This window comes from Streptomyces sp. NPDC058092, assembly GCF_042884935.1.
Taxonomy (GTDB): domain Bacteria; phylum Actinomycetota; class Actinomycetes; order Streptomycetales; family Streptomycetaceae; genus Streptomyces.
Map to the genome: position 1 here is coordinate 31,332 of NZ_JBHVSY010000041.1, position 22,652 is coordinate 53,983.

The following is a 22,652-nucleotide window of genomic DNA, read 5'->3' on the forward strand; positions in this document are numbered from 1 at the left end:
TCCGGCCGGACACGGCCTACGGGTGTCCCAGTACCACCGCGAGATCGGCTCGCCCACTGATGCCCAGGGCCCGGTAGGTGTGGGTCAGATGGAGTTCGACCGTACGCACGCTGACCGACAGCTCTACGGAGATCGCCGTGTTCGACCGGCCTTCGGCGGCGAGCAGCGCGACCCTGAGCTGGGCCGGGCTCAACCGTGCCCGACTCGTCAGGGGCTGCGCGGCGAACCGGGCGGCGACCTCATCGGCACGCCGGACCGACCGCCCCCCGGCGGCTCGGCCGACCGCTACGGCTTCGTCCAGCAGGCTTCGCGCCTGCGTCGGGCGGCCCGCGTCGAGGAGGGCGGAGGCCAGTTCCGCCACCGCTCGCGCATACAGGCCCCGGGTCGTCGTACCGGCGAACACACGTACCGCCGTCCGCAGATGCCGGAGCGCCGTCGGGCCCGTGAGGGCGCGTCCCGTCCAGAGGTGGACAGCACCGACGGCGCCCGGCGCGCCCCAGGCCCGGGCCGCCGCGAGGCTTTCGGCACCCAGGCGGGCCGCGGCCTGCGGGTTCACGGTGGCCTGTGCCATGGCGAGATGCGGACGCCAGGGCACGACAGCGGGATTCGCACAGCCGAGGGCCTGGAGGATCCGGCCGCACTCGTGCAAGTGGGCCGTCGCCTGGGCGATCTGACCGGTGCGCAGGCCGAGGACGCACCGGGCGAACAGCAGGTGGGTCCGGCCGAGAGAGTACTCGTGCCGGTTCGGCGGGACCCCCGCCAGAGCGGACTCCGCGAGGTCCGGCCGCCCGGACTCCAGGGCTACGAGCGCCTCCAGCGCGGTCAGCCTCGACAGCACCCGGGGGTGCCAGTGTCGCCGTGGCACCTCCGCGACCGCCTGGGCAAGCCGGACCCCGGCCTCGTCCGACTCGCCGGTTCGAAAGGCGAGTTCGGCGAGGCCCAGCAGGGCCTGACCGATCGCCGCGCCCACCTTCTGCCGCCGGGCCTCCGCCTCGATCCGCTCCAGCCCGTCCCGCGCCAGGTCCACGTCCTCGCTGACGGCGAGGACTCTCGCGGCGACGAGCCGCGGAGTGAACAGCCCGGCCTCCGCTCGCGTGAGCACGGCGCCGGCGAGCCGGCGGGCCCTGCCGATCCCGCGCCCGGCCAGACAGTGCCGCCAGGCGGCGGCCGCGGCCTCGGCCGGATCGAACGCCGACGGCGACCCGCCCCCGGGACTCTTGACCGGTGCCACCGTCCCGCAGGCCGGTGCGGTGGCGGCCGGGCCGGTCCCCAGGGCCAGCTTCCGCAGGCCGAGCAGCGTGCGCCGCTCCGCCGCGGACATCGTTTCCGCCGCCGCCGCCGCGCAGAGGGCGGCCGCCACATCGCCCCCGCCGCCGCGCAGGGTCAGCAGGTCGGCGGCGAGCAGCCGGGCCGCGGTCCGGTCCGGGGCGGTGGCCTCCGCCAGGATGCGGCGGAACCCGCGGTCGGCGGCCTCGGGCCGCAGGGACGACTGCGCCCTCGCCAGTTCCAGCAGCACGTCCGTGCGCAGCCCCTCGGCTGCTCCACGGTCCATCGCCTGTTCGAGGAACGCGACCGCGGCGGCGTCCTCGCCGGACCGCCGGGCGTGCACGCCCGTCGCGTACAGGGCACCGGGCACCCAGGGCCCGGTCAGCCGGGTCTGCGCGACAAGCCGTCCGAGCACCGCTTCCGGGAGCCCCTCGCGGCGCGCCGACGCCACGGCGCGTTCGTGGAGTTCGTGGCGTCGGCTGTCGTTCAGGAGGCCGAGAACCCGGTCGGCGACCAGGGGGTCGTACACCCGGGGGTGCGCGATTGAGTCGAGCAGCCCGGTACCGGCCAGCTCCGCACGGGCTCGTTCACGGTCCGGCGGGAGGATTTCGGCCAGTTCGCAGACCTGGTCGAAGGAGAAGTCCCCTCCCGCTACCGCGCTCGCCCCGACCAGTGCGATCGTCCGCTCGGACGCCCGGGCCAGAGTGCTTCGCAGGTGGTTTCTGCCCACTTGGTCGGCGAGCGCCGCGAACTCGTCGGGACCGGGCGCCGGAGCGGGCCACCGCCGGAGCGTGGCGCACAGGACCGCCGGGTTGCCGCCCGTTGCGGCGACCGCGGCCGGCACGAGCGGGTCGGCGGCGTTCTCGCCGTACGCCGCGACGAGCAGCGCCCGCACGGCGTGGGCGCTCAGGGGGCGCAGGGCCAGCTCGTACCGGGGAGCGGCGCCCGTGCCGAGAACCGCCGGGCCGGTGCCGGCGACCACCCGCAGCAGCGGCCGCGGTTCCGCGGGGCCCGCGAGGCACGCCACAGGTTCCGTCGGGGGTGCGCCCCGGGCGTCGTCGACGAGGACCGCCAGGGGTGCTCCGGGGATACCGCGCGCCGCCTCCGCGGCTCGGGAGCCGGCCGGGCGGGCAGGTGCGGTGACGACGCGCAGTCCGGCCCGCAGGGCGAGCGCGGCGGCCTCGGCGAGCACGGCGCTGCGTCCGGTACCTGGCCGCCCGCGCACGACGACGGTCACCGGTACGCCGTCCGCGGCATCGCGCACCGCCCGCTCCAGCGTCGCCAGTTCGTCCGACCGCTCCAGGAGACCGCCCTGCACGACGGCCGGTGCGGAGGGGCGCGGCAGCGGGCTCAACGTGCCTGGCCGAGCACGCGCGCGGGCGGGCACGGTCCGTGGGACGGGAACCGCTTCGCGAGGCCGGCGCGACCGGTGACGCCGAGTTTCCGGTACACGTTCGTCAGGTGGTACTCGACGGTGCGCACGGTCAGACAGAGCGCGTTGGCGATGGCCCGGTTCGACGCCCCGGCCGCCGCCATCTCCGCCACGGGACGCTCGGCGTCGCTGAGCACGGCCCGCGCGGGCCTGCCTCCCGACGAGTCGAGGGCGGCCCGCGCCTGTTCGGCCACGGTGTTCAGGCCGCACCGCACGGCCCTCGTCCGCGCCGCGTCCAGACGAGTGCGCGCGGCCCTCTCGTCCCCCCGTTGCAACAGGGCCGTTCCGAGCCGGAGTTCGGCGAGCGCGTGGGAGTGCTGGTCACAGGTGTGCGCCAGTACGCGAACGCTCTCGGCGAGGAGGTCCACGCGGTCGGCCGCACCGGCCGCCATGCCCCGGGCCAGCAGACTCAGCCCGGTGCTGCGGGCCGTCGGCCACCGCTCGGCCAGGCGCCGGCCGAGTTCGGCCCGCTCCGCGGCGGCGCTCGACCGGCCCAGCTCCATGAGCAGCTCCGTGCTGTGCACCCACCAGGTGGTGAACACCGGGTTCTGCACCCCGGCGGTGGCGAGACTCGCCCCGCACCGCTCCAGCAGGCTCAGGGCCTGCTCGGTCCGGCCACGGCCGCGCTCGAGGAGGGCCCTGGCCATCAGGTGATGGTGGTGCTCCCAGACGGATTCGTCGAAGCGGCGGCCGTCAAGTCGGCGCAGGACGTCCTCGGCCCGGTCGAGTTCGCCCCGCGCCACCAGCGCCAGGGCCAGGGCGATCGGCGCCAGGTGGGTCCCTTCGGCCCTGCCCTGGCGCTCGGAGAGGCAGGACGCGGCCAGCGCCGACTCGGCCGCCTCGGACATCTGGCCCGATTCGAGCAACAGCAGCGCCCGGGCCGAAGCGGCGTGGCACTCGGCCCACACCTCCTCGCGCCGCCCGCTGTCCACGACGGTCCGGCGCAGGTGGTCGAGCGCGGTCGTGGTGTCGTCGGCCAGCGCGAGGACCTGGGCCGCGGTGACCCTGGCCCAGGCGGAGCGCGGCCGCTCGGACCACAGGACCTGACGGGCGTCGCAGACCGCGGCGTCGGGATCGACTCCCGTCAGCGCGGTGCGCAGTGCGCGGGCGGCGAGCACCAGATGCTCGGTCGGGTCGTCGCCGGACCGGTGGGAGGCGCCGGCCCGGACCGGCCGGGACCGGGAGTGAGGCTGATCGTCCGTACGGCCGCACACCGGCTCGCGCAACAGAGCGCCGAGCGCGTCGGGCGTGTCCGGGTAACGGTGCGTCATGAGCGCGGTGAGTCGGAGCGGGCCGGCGGCGCGTGCTCGGACCAGCGGGTCGTCCGTGCGGGAGAGCGAGCCCTCCAGATGCTTCCGGGCGGCCCCCGGATCGATGTCGAGCAGCGCGGCGGCGAGGTCCATGCGGACGGTGACGTTGTCGGGGTCGGCCTCGTGGAGCCGTCTCAGATAGGACACCGCGGACGCCGGACGGTCGAGCCGCGCGGCGGCGGCCGCCTCCTTGAGGACGGCATTCATCCAGGGGCGGTCCAGCGTCGACTGCCCGAGCAGCAGGTCGGCCACCTGCCCGGCCGGTCGTGCCGCGTCGTTGAGGATCTCGGCGGCCTGCGCGCGTATCTGCTCGCACCCGGCCTCGGGCAGCGTGTCCAGCAGCGGCAGGCCATCGCGCGCCGGGATCCGTCCCGGGAGCAGACCGAGGGCCTGGGCGGACTCCAGCAGCCTGCCGGTCACTCCGGAGGGGATCCCGGCCAGGGCACCGACGAGATCCGGTTCGGTGCTGCGCAGCAGCGCCGCCGCCTGGGCGACCCGGAGCAGACCGGGCTCGCGCCGGCCGAGCTCGTCGAGGCTCCCGGCGGCCGGCCGGGCGGTGCCGGACGGCCACAGGCCGGTGGCGTGGACGACCGAGCAGTAGTCCCGCGCCACCAATTCGTGGAACGCCGCCTCGGCCGCGGCCAGCAGACTGGGCGACAGGCTCAGCAGGACGGTCAGCGGCGCCCCGGCCGTGGCGCGCATCAGATGGTCGATGCAACGGAGCGTGCCCTCGTCGCACCACTGCGCGTCGCCGATGGCGAGGACCAGCGGCCCGCGCGCCAACAGGCCGTCGACCAGTGCCAGGGCCGCGTGCCGTACCTCGCGCGGCGGGAGCCGTTCGTCGTGGGCCGCGCCGAGCAGGCGCCGCAGCACGGCGTGCTCCGTGCCGGCCGCCTCGCGTCGGCAGCCGACGTACCGCACGCTCGCCTCCCGTCCGCACCTGTCACCGACATGGCGTGCGATCGTGTCCACGGGGGTGCGGTCGGGGGAGCCGAGCATCACCACACAGTGCGCTCGGAACCGTTCCGCGGGGATCGGGCAGTCCGAAGGGCCCGGACGGGCGGGCCGGACGACAGAGGTGGCAGCCGCGGGGGAGGCGGATCGAGAAGCCGAGAACGAGAGGACGGGACGCACGGGATCTGATCGGCTCGAACTCATAATCATGACGATATGGCAATCCTGTGATTTTTTGTTGTGGGGCGGCGGCCCTGTTCAGGAGGCAGGCTGGGCCCATTTGCCCTGGAAGAACGCGTACTTGCTCACCCCTGTCCGTGAATGGAGGCCCCCTTGCCGCTTCGTGAGCGGATGCACAGTCTTGGCTCGATCCGTACGGCAATGGCCCGCGTGCAGACCGGCGACGTCGTGCTCGTGGCAGTCACGGGCGCACCGGGCACGGGTCGTTCGGTATTCCTCGACACGGTCGCGGAACTGGCCGCGAGGGACGGGTTCGTGGTACGACGAGCCCGCGGCAGCCGCCTGGAACAAGGCCTCCCTTTCGGCCTCCCCGGCCGGCCCCTCCCACAGGCCGTCGGCCCGGTGGCCCTCCTCGTCGACGATCTGCAATGGGCCGATGAGACCTCGTTGGCGTGGCTGGCCCGGCTGCTCGCCGACCCGGGACCCGTCCCGCTGCTCATGGCAGTCGCGGTCTGCGAGGGCGAGTCGGCCGTCGAACTGCCGGGCGTGCAGGACTTCTTGTCGGCCGCGGACCACCTGGTCCGGATGGGGCCGCTCGGCGCGGAAGGGGCGCGCGCCCTGCTGGAGGAGCGCGGCATCGTCCTCCTCGACGAGCAGGTCGGGGCCTGGACCCGTGCGACGAGCGGCAATCCGGCCCTGATCACCTCACTGCTCGACCGCCTGGACACCCCGCACCGTCTCGCCCCCGCACGACTGCTCGACCTCGCCCGCGCCCGGCCGGCGCCCTGGAACCTGCGGGCCCGGGTGGCCGCGGCCCTGACCGGCCACCCGGAATCCGTCCGTCGGCTCGCCCACTGCGCCGCGATCCTCGGCGGGGCGGCCGAGGCGCCCGTCCTCGCCCGTCTCGCGGATCTGGACCCGGCCGAGGGGGCCGCCGCGGCACGAGCGTTGCTCCGGCTCGGCTGGGCCGCCGACCGCTGGACGCCGCCCGTTCTGTGGGACTGCGTACGCGAGATCGCCGAGGACGGCCTCTCCCTCGCCGACCGCACCCGACTCCACCGCCGCGCAGCCGAGTTGCTCCACGACACGGGGGCTCCGGCCGAGCGGATCGTCCCGCACTTCCTGGAAGTCGGCCCGGGGGAGTGGGCCGACGCCGCGCGGGTGATGCGAGAGGCCGCATGCGAAGTGTGGAGCCGTGGGGACGACGCCCTCGCGATCCGCTGCCTGCGCCGGGCCCTGCGTGAGTTCCCGCCCGACAGCGCGCAGCGTGGCGACTTCCTGGCTGCTCTGGCCGACGCGGAGCAGGACGCCGACACCTCCGCCATGCTGCGCCACGTCGGCCAGGCGCTGCCCCTGCTGAGCACCGTCCGCGAGCGCGCCGCGGTCGTGGCGTGCGTGCCGCTGACGCTGTTCCTCTCCGCTTCGCAGGCGGCGTCGGAGATGCTCGAGCACGCCGGCAACGAACACATGGGGGACGCCGGGGAACAGGGCACGGCGCCGACGGCCGATCCCGAAGCGACGGAACTCGGCCTGAGGCTGGAGGCCCGCGCGCGGCTGTTCGATCTCACCGACCCGGCGGCCCCGGCAGCGGCGGTCGAGCGCCTGCGCGCCCTGGATCCCGGTTTCGGTCCCGGGCCGGGGACCGCGGCGCAGCGCGAACTCACGTCGGTCCTTGTCTTCGTCGGCGTCATCGGCGGACGGCTGCCCGCCCCCGAAGTGGCCGCCCGGGTGCGCTGGATGCTGGAGCACGAACCGGCATCGGCCGCCTCCGCGTACGCCGCGCCCGCGTTGACGATCGCCTGCGCGGCGGTGTCCGAGACGGAGGAACCCGCACGCAGCTGGCTGGACATGGCACTCGAAACGGCACGGCAGCGCGGTGACGAACGGCTGCGGATCCATGTGCTGGGGTGGCGGGCGCTGACCGCCCTGCACGCCGGCCGGCTCGCGGACGCCTGGTCGGACGCGTGCGAGGCCTGCACGGGGACCTCTGTCGCGCTGGGGGACAACGACTGGCTGACCGTGCTCGGCCTGACGTCCGTGGCGGTCGAGACGGGCGATCCCTGGCTGGCCGAGCGCCTGCGGGTCCTGTTGGCCGCGGGGACCGGGGGACCGGTGTGCGGCCTCGCCCTGCGGGTGTTGCAGGCCTCGCCGACCCCGGAACGTGAACTGCCCGCCCTGGTCGCCGACCTGCAGGACGCCACCCGCCGCGCCAAGGCGGCGGGCTGGTGCAATCGGACGCTGTTCCCGGTGGACCTGTGGTGCGCGCCCCTGCTGCTCCGCCTCGGCGATCCGGAGGCCGCGCTCGAACTCCTCTCCCGCGCCTGCGACCGGGCCCGGGCGTTGGGCGCCCCGGCCGCACTCGGCCGCGTCCTGCGCATCTGGGGTACGGTCGTTCGCGGCCGCTATGCGCTGTCCCTGCTCGCCGAGTCCGTCGCAGTGCTCAGGGGAGGCTCCAACGCCCTGGAGCTGGGGCGGTCGTTGACAGCCTACGGAAACCGGCTGCGTGCGGCCGGGCGACCCGGCTCCGCCGAACTCCTCGCCGAAGCGGACCGGATCGCCGAGGCGACCGGCGAGTCACTGCTGCGATGCTGGAGCGGGCCGCAGCCGTCGTCCCTGCACGGGGAGCCGCGTGGAGCCTTGCTGGCGGGCGGCGGGCTGCTCAGCGACACCGAGCGCCGGGTCGCCTCCCTGGTGGCTCTCGGACACACCAACCAGGACGCCGCGGAGGCGCTCGGCGTCACACGGCGCGCCGTGGAGAAGATCCTGACCAGGCTGTACCAGCGGCTGGGCGTGAACGGCAGGTCAGGGCTGATTCCGGCCGTGCGCCGCATGGCGGGAAAGGCCGCCTTCGGTTCGGGAGTGCTTGCCGAGAGACTGTGACCCCACGCGACTGTGCCTCCCGGCCCCGGGCCGCGGGCTTCGACGTGGCGGTGGATCGCCGGACGTCTCGGCCCCGGCGGCTGCCTGCCATCGGGCCCGGGCGGGATACCCCCTTCGGTGACCGATCGGTGCACCGAACGGGCTACCGTTCGGTAAACCGAACCGGCGATGCGGGACCGCGGAAAATGTATGCGGAATTTCTCGGAATTTTCGGTCAACCGGCGGCCGACCCGTGGTGTACGGACGTCTCCTGTGGGACGCCCGAGGTGGGCCGCAGCGGACCCTCCGAACCCGCCCGCCCGCGACCACAGTGTTTTCGAGGCGTCACTCGATCCCATTGCACGTCGGCGTTCGGTCTCCTTAGGCTGGCACGCAGCCGGTGAACGATGAGGAAAGGAAGGGGGATTGGCCTACATGGCCCACGTGGAGATCGGTACGGGGAGCGAGCTTCGGCAGGTGGGGGAGAGCAAAACCTGCCACTCGAAGAATAATCTTCGCCCCATCGGTGAACTGCACGATATCAATTCGCTCTTATTCGACGCGGAGATGCGGAGCGAGAAATACCGTGGTGTGATCCTCTCGCTCTTCGAACGCTCCGGAATCGGTCTCGCGATCCTCGATCCGACGCTGCGCGTGCGGTCCGTCAACAGCGCTTTGACTTCCCGGTGCGGCCGGTGCCCCGACGATCTTCGCGGCCGTGACTTCGCGGAGTTCCTGCACCCGAGCGTGCGCCAGTATGTGGTGGGCCATTTCGGCCGGCTCGTCCAGGGACACGGGGCACGCCTGGTCAGCTGCTCCGTCGCCATGTGTTTCCCCGACATCGCCGTCTCCGGCAAGCTCACCGCGTTCCCCGTCGAGGAGGAGGGCGCCGGCCGGGTCGACATGATCGTGGTGCAGTTCACGCCGGAGGAGACGGCCGGCGGCCAAGAGGCGCTCGACGGCTCCGAGTGGAGGCTGGCGCCGCTCAGCGCCAAGGTCCTGGAGGGCGTGGCGGCGGGCAACCCGAGCGTACGCCTCGCGGCCAAGCTGTTCCTCAGCCGTCAGGGCATCGAGTACCACGTCAGCATGCTGTTGCGGCAGTTCAAGGTGCCCAACCGCACGGCGCTCGCGGCGAAGGCGTACTCGATGGGCGTGTTCAGCATCGGGTCCTGGCCGCCCAGGGTGCTCCCCGACTACATCCGTGCCGGTCACCAGGGGGCGGAGCTCACGTGGGAGGAGGCGCGCGCGGAGTCGGGGCAGCCATAGACGTTGGTCGATGACCTTGGTTAGGGTGGGCGGCAGTTGTGTGGGGAGCCACCACGGTGACGCCGACCGCGTGGGGGAATGTCAGGCCGGCTGTTGTGCCGGCGTCAGGGCTCCAGCACTACGAGGACGATGTGAAACTACTGGTGGTTGAGGACAGCGTACGGGTGTCGGCGGCCCTCCAGGCAGCATTGGCTCAGCAGGGGCTGGAAGCGGTGTGCGCGACCACCGGCAAGGCCGCGATCGAGCTTCTGGAACAGGCCCGCCCGGACGCTGTACTGCTCGACCTCGGGCTTCCCGACTGTGACGGCTTCACGCTGTGCAGCATGATGCGGGCAACCAGTTCCGTCCCGATCCTGGTGACCACCGCCCGCGGGGACCACGGCTCATGCGTGCGGGGACTCGACCTGGGCGCGGACGACTACCTCGTCAAGCCCTACAACCTGGCCGAAGTGCTGGCCCGAATACGCGCGGTGATGCGCCGTCAGCGACCGGTCGCGCCGGCCGTTGCCGTCACCCCGGTCGGACCGGCCGAAGAGCTGCCCGGCGATCTCCTCCTGGCAGGGCGGGTGCGGATCGACCTGAGGGAGCGGGCCGTGCTGGTCAACGGTGCCCCGACCGAGCTGCCGGACGAGGAGTTCGACATCCTGGTCGCACTGGCCCGGCGGCCCGGCGAGACACTGCTCGCCGATCAGATCACCGACGAGATCCTGCGGGCCCACCGGGCTTCGCTCCAGGCCTCGCTGCAGCACCGCGTAGCCTCTCTGCGGGAACGGCACGGACTGTCCCAGGTGATCGAGGCTGTCGAAGGAGGGGGCTACCGACTGTCGATCCCCGGATCGTCCGCGTAGCCCATGCAGCTCCTCTTACAGCCCGTACGCAGCGCGGGGGCGCCCGCCACCGATGGCGTCGCACTGTCCGCCGACGGGTCGCTCGTCGAGATCGGATGCGGTCCTGCGGTGGTCGCCCTCGTCCTGATCGCGGTCGCCCTGGCCGGACTGCGCAGCAGCCGCCGTCGGCGCCACATGCGCGAGCTGGAGCGGGCGGTCCGGCAGTTCGGCGACGGCGACCTGTCCAGCAGGGTGCCCGGGCCCTCCCACGGACCGGCCGACATCCGCCGACTGGCAGGCGCGTTCAACGACATGGCCGACTTCGTGCACGTATGTGTGGAGAATCAGGCCGCGTTCGTGGTGGATGCCTCGCACCAGCTGCGTAATCCGCTGACCGTTCTGAATCTGCGGATGGAGATGCTCGCACTCCGGCTGGAGGGAGAAGGGCGGGAGGAGGCGGAGCTGATCCGTGACGAGTTGAACGGGCTGGACGTTCTGCTCGGCAGGCTCCTGAACATCGCCTCCGCCCGCAGTGCGCTCACTGTGGATGCCGGGCCGGTCCGCGTGCTGGACCTGGTGATGAACCGGGTCACGGCATGGCGGCCGCAGGCCGAGCGCCGGTCGGTCTCGCTCCATGTGGCGGCCGGGCCCCTGGCCGTGATCGGAGTCGACGCGACGCTGGTCGGTTCGATCCTGGACACCCTGTTGGACAACGCGATCAAGTTCAGTCCGGAGGGAGGACGGGTCACGGTGCTCCTCCGGGAGGACGGACCCACCATCGGCATCGACGTCGTCGACGAGGGTCCCGGGATCGCCCCGGCCGACTTCGAGCGCATCGACGACCGGTTCTGGCGGAGTTCCACGGCGCGGGACGAACCCGGCGCGGGGCTCGGCCTGAGCATCGCCCGTGAGCTGGCGACGGTCATCGGCGGACGGTTGACGTTCACCGCCGTCGAGCCGCACGGACTGTGCGTGGGCGTGAAGTTGCCCCGGCTCGGCGTACGGCCGCCGGGTCGATGACGAGCCGGTGACCGTGGCCGGGTCCCGCGACGGGATGCAACCGGCGAAAACCTGGTGTCCGGCTCTCCGAGCGAGGTGAATTTCCGGGCACCGGACCACCCCGTGCCCCGGGGGACCGGTTCCGCAACCCGGTCGCGGAAATTCTGGGAATTCTTATAGCGATGAGCGGTACGGCCAGCGGTTCTCCGGTAATGCGGGGAACGTGGTCGGCGAAGCCGGCCGACGCCGTTCGTGGGGCCTGTACCGCCGGCCCCGCCCGGGCAGTCTGCCGTGCCCTCAGGTAAGTGACTATATATTTCATGCGAGGAGAAATAGTGCGATCAGCCCGCTTCACCCGCCGCCACCGAATATCTGTCACCGCTCTGGCCATGGGAACTCTGCTCTGCGTGGGTGCAACGGCCGCCCCGGGATACGCCGAGGACTTCGGGACCGTCGTCAATACCGGAAGTGACAGTGCGGTACGCGCAAGTTATCTCGTCGTTTTCGAGGACGGAGCGCGGCCGGACGTCGCCGCCAGGTACGGTGTGCGGGTTCAGAAGAGATACGACCACGCGCTGCACGGGGTGCTGATCGAGGGCAGCGAGGAGCAGGCGAAGCGGCTGGCCGCCGATCCGGCGGTACGCCTGGTGGAGCAGAACACCGTGGTACACCGGGCGACTTCGAGCCGGGCGAGGCCATCGGCACCGCTGTCCTGCGGGCTCGACCGGATCGACCAGCCCGCGCTCCCGCTCGACGGTTCCTACACCTACCCGCACCGTGCGGCGGCCGGAGTCGACGTCTACGTGGTCGACACCGGCATCGACTACGGCCACCCCGATCTCCGGCCGCGCGCCAGGCCCGGTTTCGACGCCTTCGGCGGGGACGGCAGCGACGAGCACGGCAACGGCACCCTCATGGCCGGGATCGTCGGCGGTACCGAACACGGAGTGGCCAAGAAGGCCACGCTGATCTCGGTGAAGGTGCTCGACGCGCAGGGCGGCGGAACGCTCGCAGGAGTGGTGGCGGGGATCGACTGGATCACCGAGCACGCCAAGGGGCCGTCGGTGGCCAATTTCGTCATCGGCGCCCCCGCCAGCGAAGTGCTGGACGAAGCGGTGCGCAACTCCATCGCCGCCGGGGTCACGTACGCGCTGTCGGGTGGTGCCAGTTTCGACGACGTCGCCAACTCTTCGCCGGCGCGGGTGACCGAGGCCATCACCGTCGGCTCCTCCGACTGCGGTGACCAGGTCGCCTCGTTCAGCAACTACGGTGACGGGCTGGACCTCTACGCCCCCGGGGTGGACATCACGTCCGCCTGGCCGGGTGGTGGGACGGGCACCGACTCCGGCACCTCGGTCTCCGCGGCACACGCGTCCGGTGCGGCCGCGCTCTACCTCGGCGGGCACCCGAAGGCCACCCCGAGAGAGGTCGGCAGGGCGCTGGACCGCGCCGCCGTCGTGGGCGCGCTCACCGGTGTGCCGACCGCCGGCACCCCCAACAAGCTGCTCCAGGTGGCTCGGTGAGCAACCGTCCTCGACCCGGTTCTCCAGACCCTGAATCTCCTCAATCTCCTCCAAGGCAGCGGGCGAAACATTGCTGATCATCGAAGATCTCGTGAAGTGCTACCGGGGCGGTACCCGCGCCAACGACGGCATCGGCCTGCACGTCAAGGCCGGTGAGGTGGTCGGTCTCCTCGGGCACAACGGCGCCGGCAAGACGACGCTGATCAACCAGGTGGCCGGACTCGCGGTGCCGACATCCGGCACCATCAGGGTCGACGGATGCGATCCGGTCGCCGAACCCGCCAGGGTCCGCCGGATGGTCTCGGTGATGCCTCAGGCCCATGCGCCGCTGGCCGGTGTGACACCGCGGCAGGCCATCAGGACCATGGCCCGCATACGAGGGATGAACAAGCGGGCCGCCGTCGCGCGGACCGAGGAACTGATCGACGCACTGGACCTCAGCGAGTGGGCCGACACCACGGGCGAACGCCTTTCCGGCGGCATCCGGAGGCTGACGGCGTACGGCATGGCGGCGGCGGATCCCGGGCGGGTCGCGATGCTCGACGAGCCGACCAACGATGTGGACCCCGTACGCCGGAGGCTGCTGTGGGAGCAGATCCGCGAACTCGCCGACCGGGGCTGCGCCGTTCTCCTCGTCACCCACAACGTGATCGAGGCCGAGCGGAGCGTGGACCGCATCATCGTGATGGACTCCGGCAAGGTGCTGGCGGAGGGCACGGCCGCACAGCTCCGCTCCCGGGCGGTAGGTGAGCTCAGGCTGGAGCTGACCGCGGCGACCACCGACGGCCTTCCGGACCTGCCCTCCGACATCCCCGCCGCGGGCCCGCCGCTGCGCAGCTCCCGGCGGCTGGCGGTGCCCCTCGACTCCGACGCGGCGTCGGCGGCGCTCGCCTGGGCGCAGCAGCTCCGCAAGGCTGGGGACATCGACGAGTTCGCTCTTGTGCCGGTCGGCCTGGAGGACGTGTATCTGCAACTGGTCGGCGGCGACGCCGCCCCCGGCACGGAGGAGGGTGAGCAAGGTGAGCCACTGGCTGCGTAGTTACGGCCTGCTGCTGGGATGGACCGCGCTGCGGAGCCGCGCGACCCTGCCGTTGAATCTCATCATCCAGACCTGCCTCGCGGTGGGCATCATCGTGGGTTTCGCGTATCTCGTACCCGAGATGGACGATGCCACCGCGCTCTACTTCGCGACGGGAGCCCCCGTGCTGGGACTCATCACCGTCGGCATGGTGATCGGTCCTCAGGAGGTCGCGTCCTCCAAGCAGGAAGGCATCTTCGACTTCAACCGGTCGCTACCGGTGCCCAGAAGCGCCCTCATCGCGTCGGACGCCACGGTCGCGCTGATCACCGCGCTGCCCGGCATGGTGGCCGCGCTCGTGGTCGCCGGTCTGCGTTTCGACCTGACCCTCGACATCAGCCCGCTGGTCCTTCCCGCGATCCTCCTGACCGCGTTCACCGCCATCGGTCTGGGCTATGGGATCGGGTACGGGATGGCACCGCCGGCCGCCCGCATGATGTCCCAGCTGGTCGTGTTCGTGGCGCTGATGTTCTCGCCGATCACCTTCCCGGCCTCCCGGCTGCCCGACTGGTTCGAGTCCGTGCACGCGGTGCTCCCGTTCCAGTACATGGCCGAGGCCGTCCGGGACACGCTCAACACCCCTCCGGAGGGTGTTTCGTTGCTCCCCTTCGCCGTCCTGGCGGCCTGGTCCCTCGTCGGGTTCCTCATCACCTACCGGATGATGTCTCGAAGGCCCTGAGCCCTCCTCGCGGACGGTGGGCAGCGCGCGACGCTCCCGGCACCCGGTGCCGGGAGCGTCGCACCACCTCCCACAACGTCGCCTTTCCGGTCTCAGGGCGCCGTCCCGGGCAGCGGTTCCACCACAGCCTCCTCCTCCGGCACCGTCCGCGCCCTGACGCGGAAGTGCTCAGGGCCGGAGGGCCATTCACGGAAGTGCCGGAACAGCATCGGCAGGCCTCGGGCGACGGAGATGTCGGCACTGTCCATGGCCTGCATGTGCACATGCGGCTGGGTCGAGTTGCCGGAGTTGCCGCAGTCCGCGATGTGCTGGCCCTCCACCACCCGCCGGCCGACGGACACGCGGACGGAGCCGGCCTTGAGGTGCGCCAGAGCCACGAACGGGCCGCTCTCCGACAGAGAGATGATCAGGTGGTTTCCGGCGACGCCGTTCGCCCCCCGGCGCAGCCGTGACGCCTGGCCCAGCATGTACGGCACGAGGGCCAGCTGCGACCGCCGTCCTTCGTGGTCGGGCTCGGCGTCGTGGACCGCGACGACGGTGCCGCCGACGGGTGCCAGGACCGGAAGGCCGAAGGCATGGAAGAGCTCCGGCGGTTCGGTGGCGAGGAAGGTGCGCCAGCTACGGCTGCCGGCCGTACGGTGTTTGTCGTCCACGGCGATGAAGTCGATGGCGTAGCGGCTGCCGAGCAGGTCGGTTCCATGGCTCGGGACCTTTCGGGCCGGGCTGTTCCTGGCACGCCAGAGGCCGGTGAAGGGCATCGAGAGTTCAACCCCCTGGCCCCCCGGACCCTGTGAGGGCGACCCTCCGGACCGGCCGGCGGCGGCGCCTCCCGCGGCGAGGGTGGTGGCGCCGATGGCGACGGTCCGTGCGACGAAGAGCCGACGGGAGCGGTCGCCGGGTTCCGCCGCGCCGGAGGCTTCGCCGGGCCCGTCCGCCGACCGGGCGCTCCGGCGGGCGAGGGCCCGGCGGAGCAGCGGGCGGACCAGTTCGCCCAGGAGCAGCGCGAGGGTGAGGTACAGCAGCACGGGCAGCCAGGCGGAGGCCGCCCGGTCGGCGAGGGAACCGACCTCGAAGGGCGGCTCGGCGGGTCCGGCGACCAGCACGAATGCGGTGGTCGCCGAGAGCAGCCACACCAGCACCGTGCCGATGCGCCGCCATGGACTGCCCGCGCGGGAGACGTCCTTGACGAGGCGGCGGTACAGATACCAGTGGACGGCTGCCAGGACGGAGAGGATCAGGGCGGCGTTCAGGAGTAAGAGGGCCATGTAGGTGAGCTCCCGTTGTCAGGGGTGCTGCGCGCAGTGCTCGTCAGGTCGGTGCCCGGAGGCGGCCCGGATGATCCGGGAGCGGCACACCGCCGGATCCAAGTATGGCCGCCCGCCTCACCTCGTCAACGCATGGGGACCCCTGCCGGGTTTCCAATGAATGGGGATTCTCCTAGTCCTTCGGCAGGCGGCGCCCGTTCGCCGATCAGGCGTGCGGAGGTTTCCCGGAGATTATTGCAGGTCGGAGAGGATGTCGGCCCGGGAAAAGCCTTCAGATCTCGGACCGGTCGTACGGATGCGAACTGTTGACAGGTGCTGTTCGAGTGGATGAGCATGCTGATCAATGACGAAGGCCCGAACGAACACATCTCCCTGCCAGGGGGCATGCGAGTGGTTTCCAAACTCGTTGTGAATTCCAGCGCAACTTTTCTCGTCCGGGGACTTGAAATGCGAAGTTGGGCCATGCATGGACCCGTGCGCCATCGCCTTGCGCGCAGTCCGGTCGCCCTCGCGTCGGCCGGCACCCATGCGGCCGGTCTGTACAGGTCGGAGCCGGTTCCAGGGGCGCGGCGCCCGAGAAGGTGCGGTACTCCCGCCGGTTGCTGACGAGATGTTCTGCCGGGCCCGATTCGGGTCCGGAATGATCGACTACGCCAATGTGCACGGTTCCGGAACGGTCGACCGAGACCGTCGTCGGACAAGGGGATCCAGGTATTCGCCCGACGGGTCGGTGTTTTCCCTTGGTCCGGACCGGAAGTGCGCATCATTGTTCATGACTTCAGGGGATTGCGGCCTTGAGTACTTCTCGTAACTCAGCAGAAAACCGCCCTGCCTTCTCGGAAGACCGGCGGGTCGAGATTTCCTACCCGATGACTCCCACTCAGCAGGGCATTCTGTTCCAGTCCCGCCATGGAGAAAGGGCCGGGCTCTACCACGCGCAGGTTGTGCTCGACATCGCACAGGATCTCGATGCCGGTGCGTTCCGCCGGAGCTGGGAGCGGACGGCGCAGCGGCACGCGGCGCTGCGGACGGGCTTCCTCGATCAGATGGGTGAGGAACCGCTTCAGACGGTCTGGGAGAGCGTGGACGTTTCCCTCGTCCACGAGGACTGGCGCACCCAGGACGAGGAGCAGCGATCCGACCGGCTGAAGGCCCTTCTGCGGCGGGACCGCGAGCAGGGGTTCGCCATGGACCGGGCGCCGTTGTGGCGGCTCCACGTCGCCCGGCTGGGGCAGGCGCGCTACCAGGTTCTCTGGAGCCTCCACTACCTCCTCATGGACGGACGGAGCCAGGCGAGGGTACTGCGCGAAGTCGAACAGACCTATGACTCCCTGATCTCGGGACAGCCCCTGGACCTGCCGGTCGCGGCGCCGTTCAAGGAGTACATCGAGTGGCTGGGACGTCAGGAATCCGGCCGGGCCGAGGCCTTCTGGCGTGAGGAACTGCAGTCGGTCTCGCCCGACACCCCCCTTCCTGTCGAGTGCAGGCCCGCTGCCGACGGGGAAGCGGCCGAGGAGGCGTCGACCGTCGTGTACGAGCAGGTGTCCCTCGTCCTGGACGAGCGGGAGACCGCCGCGCTGCGTGCCGCCGGGCAACGGCACGATCTGACCCTCACCACTCTCGTCCAGGGCGCCTGGGCCATGCTCCTGAGCCGCTACAAGAACTCCGACGAGGTGGTCGTGGGGGTCACCACCCCCGGCCGGCCCGCCGACCTGCCCGGTGCGCAGGGCATGGTGGGGCTCCTCATCAATACGCTTCCCCTGCGCGTCCGGGTGCCGGCCTCGATGGGCTGGGCGGAATGGATGCAGGACCTGCAACAGCAGTACGCGCAGATCCAGGAGCATGAGTACAGCCCGCTGCTGCGGGTTCAGCAGTGGAGCGGGATCGGTTCGGGGGAGTCGCTCTTCGACAGCGTTGTGCTGGTGGAGGACGAGAACGAATACGAGGAAGAGAACGGGAACGGGAACGGCGACCGGAACGGCGACCGGGACGGGAACGAGGCCGAGGAAGCAGGACCCCGGAGCCGCTCCTTCCGGATGATCCGGGTCCGGGAGGAAAGCCACGCCGCCTATCCCCTGAGCCTCGTGGTCACCCCCGGGGAACGCGTCGTGCTCACGATCCACTACGACACCCTGCGCTTCGAGGCGCGGACGATCGAGAGGATGGCGGGGCACCTCCGCAGGATCGTCACGGAGCCGGCGGACCAACCCGACGCCTGTCTCGGGGAATTGACCCTGCTCACTCCGGCGGAGTTCTCCCAGCTGGTCCATGAGTGGAACGACACGGACACGCCGTATCCGCACGACCTCTGCATCCACGAGTTGTTCGAAAAACAGGTCGAGGAAACCCCGGAGGCGCCGGCGCTGCTGTTCCAGGACGAGCGCTGGACCTACCGCGAGGTCAATGAACGTGCCAACCAGGTGGCGCACTGTCTGAAACGCCTCGGGATCGGCCGCGGGGACCAGATCGCGATCCTGATGGAGCGCTGCGCGGAGATGGTCCCCGCGCTCCTGGGTGTCCTCAAGGCCGGAGCCACCTACGTTCCCCTGGACGTCAACGCTCCCGTCAAGCGATGGCACTGGATCATCGACTCGCTCAAGGCCACGTGCGTCCTGACGCAGCACGCTCTCGTGCCTCGCGTCCTGTCCGCCGATCCCCTGCCGGACCTCGCCCACATCGTGTGCCTCGACTCGGCGGACGACGACTCCTGCCTCCCGGCCGACGGCCCGTACGCCATTCACCCGTCGGCCGAGATCGCGAGCATGCCCCGGGAGAACCTTCCCCGGCAGGGCACTCCGCAGGACCTCGCCTACATCATCTTCACCTCGGGCTCCACGGGAACCCCCAAGGGCGTCTCGGTTACGCACTCTCCGGCGGTGAACCTGATCGAGTGGGTCAACAACTCCTTCTCGGTGGGCCCCGACGACCGCATCCTCTTCATCACCGCGCTGACCTTCGACCTGTCCGTCTACGACGTCTTCGGCATTCTCGCCGCCGGGGGATCGATCCGGATGGCCACCAGCGAGGAGGTCCAGGAGCCCACGGCCCTCCTGCGTCACCTCGCTGACGAACCCATCACCTTCTGGGACTCGGCGCCCGCCGCCCTGATGCAGCTCGTGCCCCTGCTCCCCACGGACGGCGACGGATCGCACGAGATCGTCTCGCGTTCGCTGCGCCTGATCTTCATGAGCGGGGACTGGATCCCGGTCCACTCCCCGGACCTCATGAAGGCGGTGTTTCCCAACGTCGAGGTCGTCGGACTGGGCGGCGCGACCGAGGCGACGGTCTGGTCGAACTTCTTCCCGGTCGGGGAAGTGGATCCCGCCTGGACGAGCATCCCCTACGGAAAGCCCATCCAGAACGCCCGCTACTACGTCCTCGACGAGAGCCTGAACCCGTGCCCCGTCGACGTGCCGGGCGACCTCTACATCGGCGGCCCCTGCCTCAGCTCCGGCTATGCGAACGAGCCCCGGCTGACGGCGTCCAAGTACCTCCCGTCCCCCTTCGCAGCCACGCCCGGCGAACGCATCTACAAGACGGGCGACATGGCACGGTGGCGGCCGGACGGGAACCTGGAGTTCCTCGGACGTAACGACTCCCAGGTCAAGATCCGCGGCTACCGCATCGAGCTCGGCGAGATCGACAGCATCCTGAGCGAGCACCCCGTCGTCCAGGACGCGGCGACGATCGTCCGCGAGGACCGGACCGGCGACCGGTCCCTGGTGTCGTACGTGGTGCTGCACCCGCAGCGCGCCCGTGGTGCCGTCCAGGAGGACGAGGACTCGCTGGCGGACAAGCGCATCGACCGCTGGCGCGAGGTGTACGACGCCTTCGACCCCGACGCGGCGAAGGGCTCCGAGAACAGCGACGACTTCTCGGGCTGGAACAGCAGCTACACCGGCCTGCCCATCCCCCTGGAGGAGATGCGGGCCTGGCAGGACGACACGGTGCGGCTGATCCGTAGCCATGATCCGCGCGTGATCCTGGAGATCGGCTGCGGCACCGGTCTGCTGCTCTTCCCGCTCGCCGCCGGATGCCGGCGGTACTACGGCACGGACTTCTCCTCGTCGGCCCTCGACTCCATCCGCGGCCGCCTCGACGACCGTCCGGAACTCAGGGGGTCGGTGGTCCTGCACCAGAGGCAGGCCGACGCCCTCGACGACCTGGAACTGGAACCGGTCGACACGGTCGTCATCAACTCGGTCGTCCAGTACTTCCCCGACATCGACTACCTTCTCGGCGTCCTCGAAGGCGCGGTGTCCCGGGTCGTCGACGGCGGCCGGATCATCGTCGGCGACGTGCGGAGCTTCCCGCTGCTCGACGCCTTCCACGCCGGCGTCGAAGCGGAGCGCGCCCCTGAGACCATGACGCGCCAACAGCTCTGGCAGCGCGTACAGCAGGACGTCCAACAGGAAGAGGAGCTGACTCTCGACCCGGCGTTCTTCCGCGACTGGGCCGCCCGCACCGGCCGTGTCTCCCGGGTCGAGATCCGGCCCAAGGGCGGCCGCCACCTCAACGAGATGTCGATGTTCCGCTACCAGGTGGTGCTCCACGTGGGACACCCCGTCCGGGACGCCGCCGCCCGGCCGGCACCGGACAGCCCGGAGCGCGACTGGACCGCCGGACGTCTCACCCCCGCGAGGCTGCGGGACCTGCTTGCGGACGGCAGGCCCGACCGGCTCCGGCTGCGCAACGTACCGAACGCGCGCGTCGAGGACGCCATCCGCACACTGCGCTGGCTGAAGGAGGGTTCCGGGCTGGAGACGGTCGAGGCCTGGCGCGCCCAGGACCGGCCGTCGAACGGTGTCGACCCCGAGGATCTCCGGGAGCTCGCCGAGCAGGCCGGCTACCGGGCCGTCCTCGACTGGAGCGGCCACGGAGCGGATGGCGGCTACAACGCGCTGCTGACCCGGGCGGGAGTCGAACTCGTGCCGCATCAGGACGAGTTCGTCACCCCGCCCGAGCCGGGGTCCGACACCCCGCCCGACCCGGAGCACGAGGCCCACGACTGGTCCCGGTACGCCAACCAGCCACTGAAGGCGGAGATCCAGCACCTGCTGGTACCCCGGCTCCACGCCTACCTGGCCGAGCGGCTGCCCGGCTACATGGTGCCGTCCGGCCTCGTGCCGCTCGACGCCCTGCCCATCACCTCCAGCGGCAAACTGGACCGCCGTGCGCTGCTGCTTCCGCAGACACCCGAGTCCGCGGGGTCGGCGCCCCGGGTACCGGCCCGCAACACCACCGAGGCGCTGCTCGTCTCGATGTGGGAGCAGATCCTGGAGCGTTCGCCCATCGGCGTCCTCGACAACTTCTTCGAGCTGGGCGGGCACTCGCTTCTCGCCGTGCAGCTCGTGGCCCGGATCCGGCAGGTCTTCTCGCTGGAGGTGCCGGTCCGCCTCTTCTTCGACCTCCCCACGATCGTCGAGGTCGCGCGCGAGCTGGGACGCCGCCAGGAGGAGCTGCAGCCGCAGCAGGCGCGTCCCCTCACGCCCGTTCCCCGTGGCGGCCCGCTGCCGGCCACCTTCGACCAGCAGCGGCTCTGGTTCATCGACCGGCTGAGTCCCGGAACCACGTCGTACACCGTCAACTGGCTCATCCCCCTGCCGACATCCATCGGGACCGCGGTCGTCCGCGACGCGCTGGGCGAGATGCTGCGGCGCCACGAGCCGCTGCGCACGACGTTCCGCGAGGAGGACGGCCAGGTCTGGCAGGTCATCGAGGACCGGTGGCAGATCGAACTGCCGACGGTGGATCTTTCCGGGCTCCCCGAGGAGCAGAGCGAGCGGCAGGCACAGGACGAGATCCGTCAGTGGTGGGACCAGCCCTTCGATCTCGTCGAAGGCCCCTTGCTGCGCGCCCGGCTCGTCAAGTGGTCACAGGCGGAGCAGGTCCTGGCGCTCAGCGCCCATCACATGGTGTTCGACGGCTACTCGATCGGGGTCTTCGGTCAGGAATTCCTGCAGATCTGCCGATCCCTGGCCAACGGCGAACCCTGCCCGCTGCCGGATCCCGAGGTGCAGTACGCCGACTACGCGGTGTGGCAGCAGAGCCGGCTGGCAGAGGACGGGTTCCGGTACCAGCTGGACCACTGGAAGGAACAGCTCACCGGCGCACCGGAACTGCTCACGCTGCCCACCGACTTCCCGCGACCGGACGAGCAGAGCCTCAAGGGCGAATTCCTGAGGCGGCAGCTGACGCCCGAGGCGACCCGGCAGGTCGCGCAGACGAGCCGCGACTACCAGGTCACGAACTACATCACCATGCTCAGCAGCTACGCCGTCTTCCTGTCGCGATACAGCGGACAGGACGTCGTGGTCATCGGTGTGCCGATCGCCAACCGCAATCGCGTCGAACTCGAATCCATGATCGGGTTCCTGGTCAACACCGTCGCCGTCCGGGTGGATCTGCGCTCCAACCCCACCTTCGAGGACGTACTGCTCCAGGTCCGCAAGCAGCTGTTCGACGCCCAGAGCCACCAGGAAGTCCCCTTCGAGCGGCTCGTCGAGGCGCTCCGGCCGGCCCGCAGCCTCGGCTACAACCCGGTCTTCCAAGCGATGTTCGCCGACGAGAGCCTTCCGCTTCTGGACCATGCGTCGGCGCTGGTCCAGCCGAAGCCCTGGATGCACAGCCTGATCGCCCAGGGCATGAGCGTCGGCGTCTCCCGCTTCGACTTCACCCTCATGATCCAGACGGTGCCGGAAGGGATGCACTACGGGTTCGAGTACAGCACCGACCTGTTCAGGGCGGAGACGGTCGAGCACATGGCCGACCACTTCGAGGTGCTCCTGCACTCCGCGTTGGCGGACCCCGGGCAGCGTGTTCAGCACCTGCCGATGGTCGACGAGGCCGAGCGTGCACAGATCGTCGAGGGAGGGCACGGGGCCCGCAACGAAGCAGCCATCACGCCGGCACCGCTCACCGAGTTGTTCGCGGGGCAGGTGCGTCGATGTCCTGACCGTGTGGCGGTGGTGTTCGGTGATTGCCAGCTGAGTTATGGGGTGTTGGACCGGTTGT

General features: G+C 71.0%; 11 protein-coding genes. 8 read left to right on the forward strand and 3 right to left on the reverse strand.

Annotation, left to right across the window (positions count from 1 at the left end; all coding sequences use genetic code 11):
* Window positions 1–16: 16 nt before the first annotated feature.
* Both ACFVV1_RS38635 and ACFVV1_RS38640 read right to left on the reverse strand, forming a co-directional pair.
* A complete protein-coding gene (locus ACFVV1_RS38635) occupies window positions 17–2,620 on the reverse strand; it encodes a LuxR C-terminal-related transcriptional regulator (protein WP_389999685.1) in 2,604 nt (867 codons plus the stop codon).
* Window positions 2,617–5,007 (reverse strand): LuxR C-terminal-related transcriptional regulator, encoded by a 2,391-nt coding sequence (locus tag ACFVV1_RS38640; RefSeq protein ID WP_389999688.1) that lies wholly within the window; start codon window positions 5,005–5,007, stop codon window positions 2,617–2,619. Before ACFVV1_RS38640 ends, ACFVV1_RS38635 begins: the two co-directional genes overlap by 4 nt.
* A gap of 288 nt (window positions 5,008–5,295) precedes the next feature.
* On the opposite strand from ACFVV1_RS38640, the gene ACFVV1_RS38645 reads away from it, so the two are divergent.
* The 7 genes from ACFVV1_RS38645 (at window position 5,296) to ACFVV1_RS38675 (ending at window position 14,373) form a co-directional block, all read left to right on the forward strand.
* The gene (locus tag ACFVV1_RS38645) at window positions 5,296–8,022 is read left to right on the forward strand and encodes a LuxR C-terminal-related transcriptional regulator (RefSeq protein WP_389999691.1); all 2,727 of its coding nucleotides are present in this window, start codon (window positions 5,296–5,298) and stop codon (window positions 8,020–8,022) included.
* Window positions 8,023–8,436: 414 nt separating this feature from the next.
* Entirely contained in the window at window positions 8,437–9,267 is an 831-nt protein-coding gene (locus tag ACFVV1_RS38650) for a LuxR C-terminal-related transcriptional regulator (protein WP_389999717.1), read from the forward strand.
* Between the two features lie 95 nt (window positions 9,268–9,362).
* Entirely contained in the window at window positions 9,363–10,115 is a 753-nt protein-coding gene (locus ACFVV1_RS38655) for a response regulator (RefSeq protein ID WP_389999694.1), read from the forward strand.
* Between the two features lie 3 nt (window positions 10,116–10,118).
* Entirely contained in the window at window positions 10,119–11,114 is a 996-nt protein-coding gene (locus ACFVV1_RS38660; protein WP_389999697.1) for a sensor histidine kinase, read from the forward strand.
* A gap of 386 nt (window positions 11,115–11,500) precedes the next feature.
* Window positions 11,501–12,616 (forward strand): S8 family serine peptidase, encoded by a 1,116-nt coding sequence (locus tag ACFVV1_RS38665; protein ID WP_389999699.1) that lies wholly within the window; start codon window positions 11,501–11,503, stop codon window positions 12,614–12,616.
* A gap of 91 nt (window positions 12,617–12,707) precedes the next feature.
* On the forward strand, window positions 12,708–13,655 hold the full coding sequence (locus tag ACFVV1_RS38670) for an ABC transporter ATP-binding protein (RefSeq protein ID WP_389999701.1): 948 nt from the start codon (window positions 12,708–12,710) through the stop codon (window positions 13,653–13,655).
* On the forward strand, window positions 13,636–14,373 hold the full coding sequence (locus ACFVV1_RS38675) for an ABC transporter permease (RefSeq protein WP_389999704.1): 738 nt from the start codon (window positions 13,636–13,638) through the stop codon (window positions 14,371–14,373). The genes ACFVV1_RS38670 and ACFVV1_RS38675 overlap by 20 nt, the downstream gene beginning before the upstream one ends.
* A 92-nt stretch (window positions 14,374–14,465) precedes the next feature.
* Here ACFVV1_RS38675 and ACFVV1_RS38680 read toward each other — a convergent pair whose 3' ends face one another.
* Entirely contained in the window at window positions 14,466–15,638 is a 1,173-nt protein-coding gene (locus ACFVV1_RS38680) for a peptidoglycan DD-metalloendopeptidase family protein (protein ID WP_389999706.1), read from the reverse strand.
* 869 nt (window positions 15,639–16,507) lie between these two features.
* Here ACFVV1_RS38680 and ACFVV1_RS38685 point away from each other — a divergent pair.
* Window positions 16,508–22,652 (forward strand): amino acid adenylation domain-containing protein (locus ACFVV1_RS38685; protein ID WP_389999709.1); only part of this gene is annotated, 6,145 nt, incomplete at its 3' end.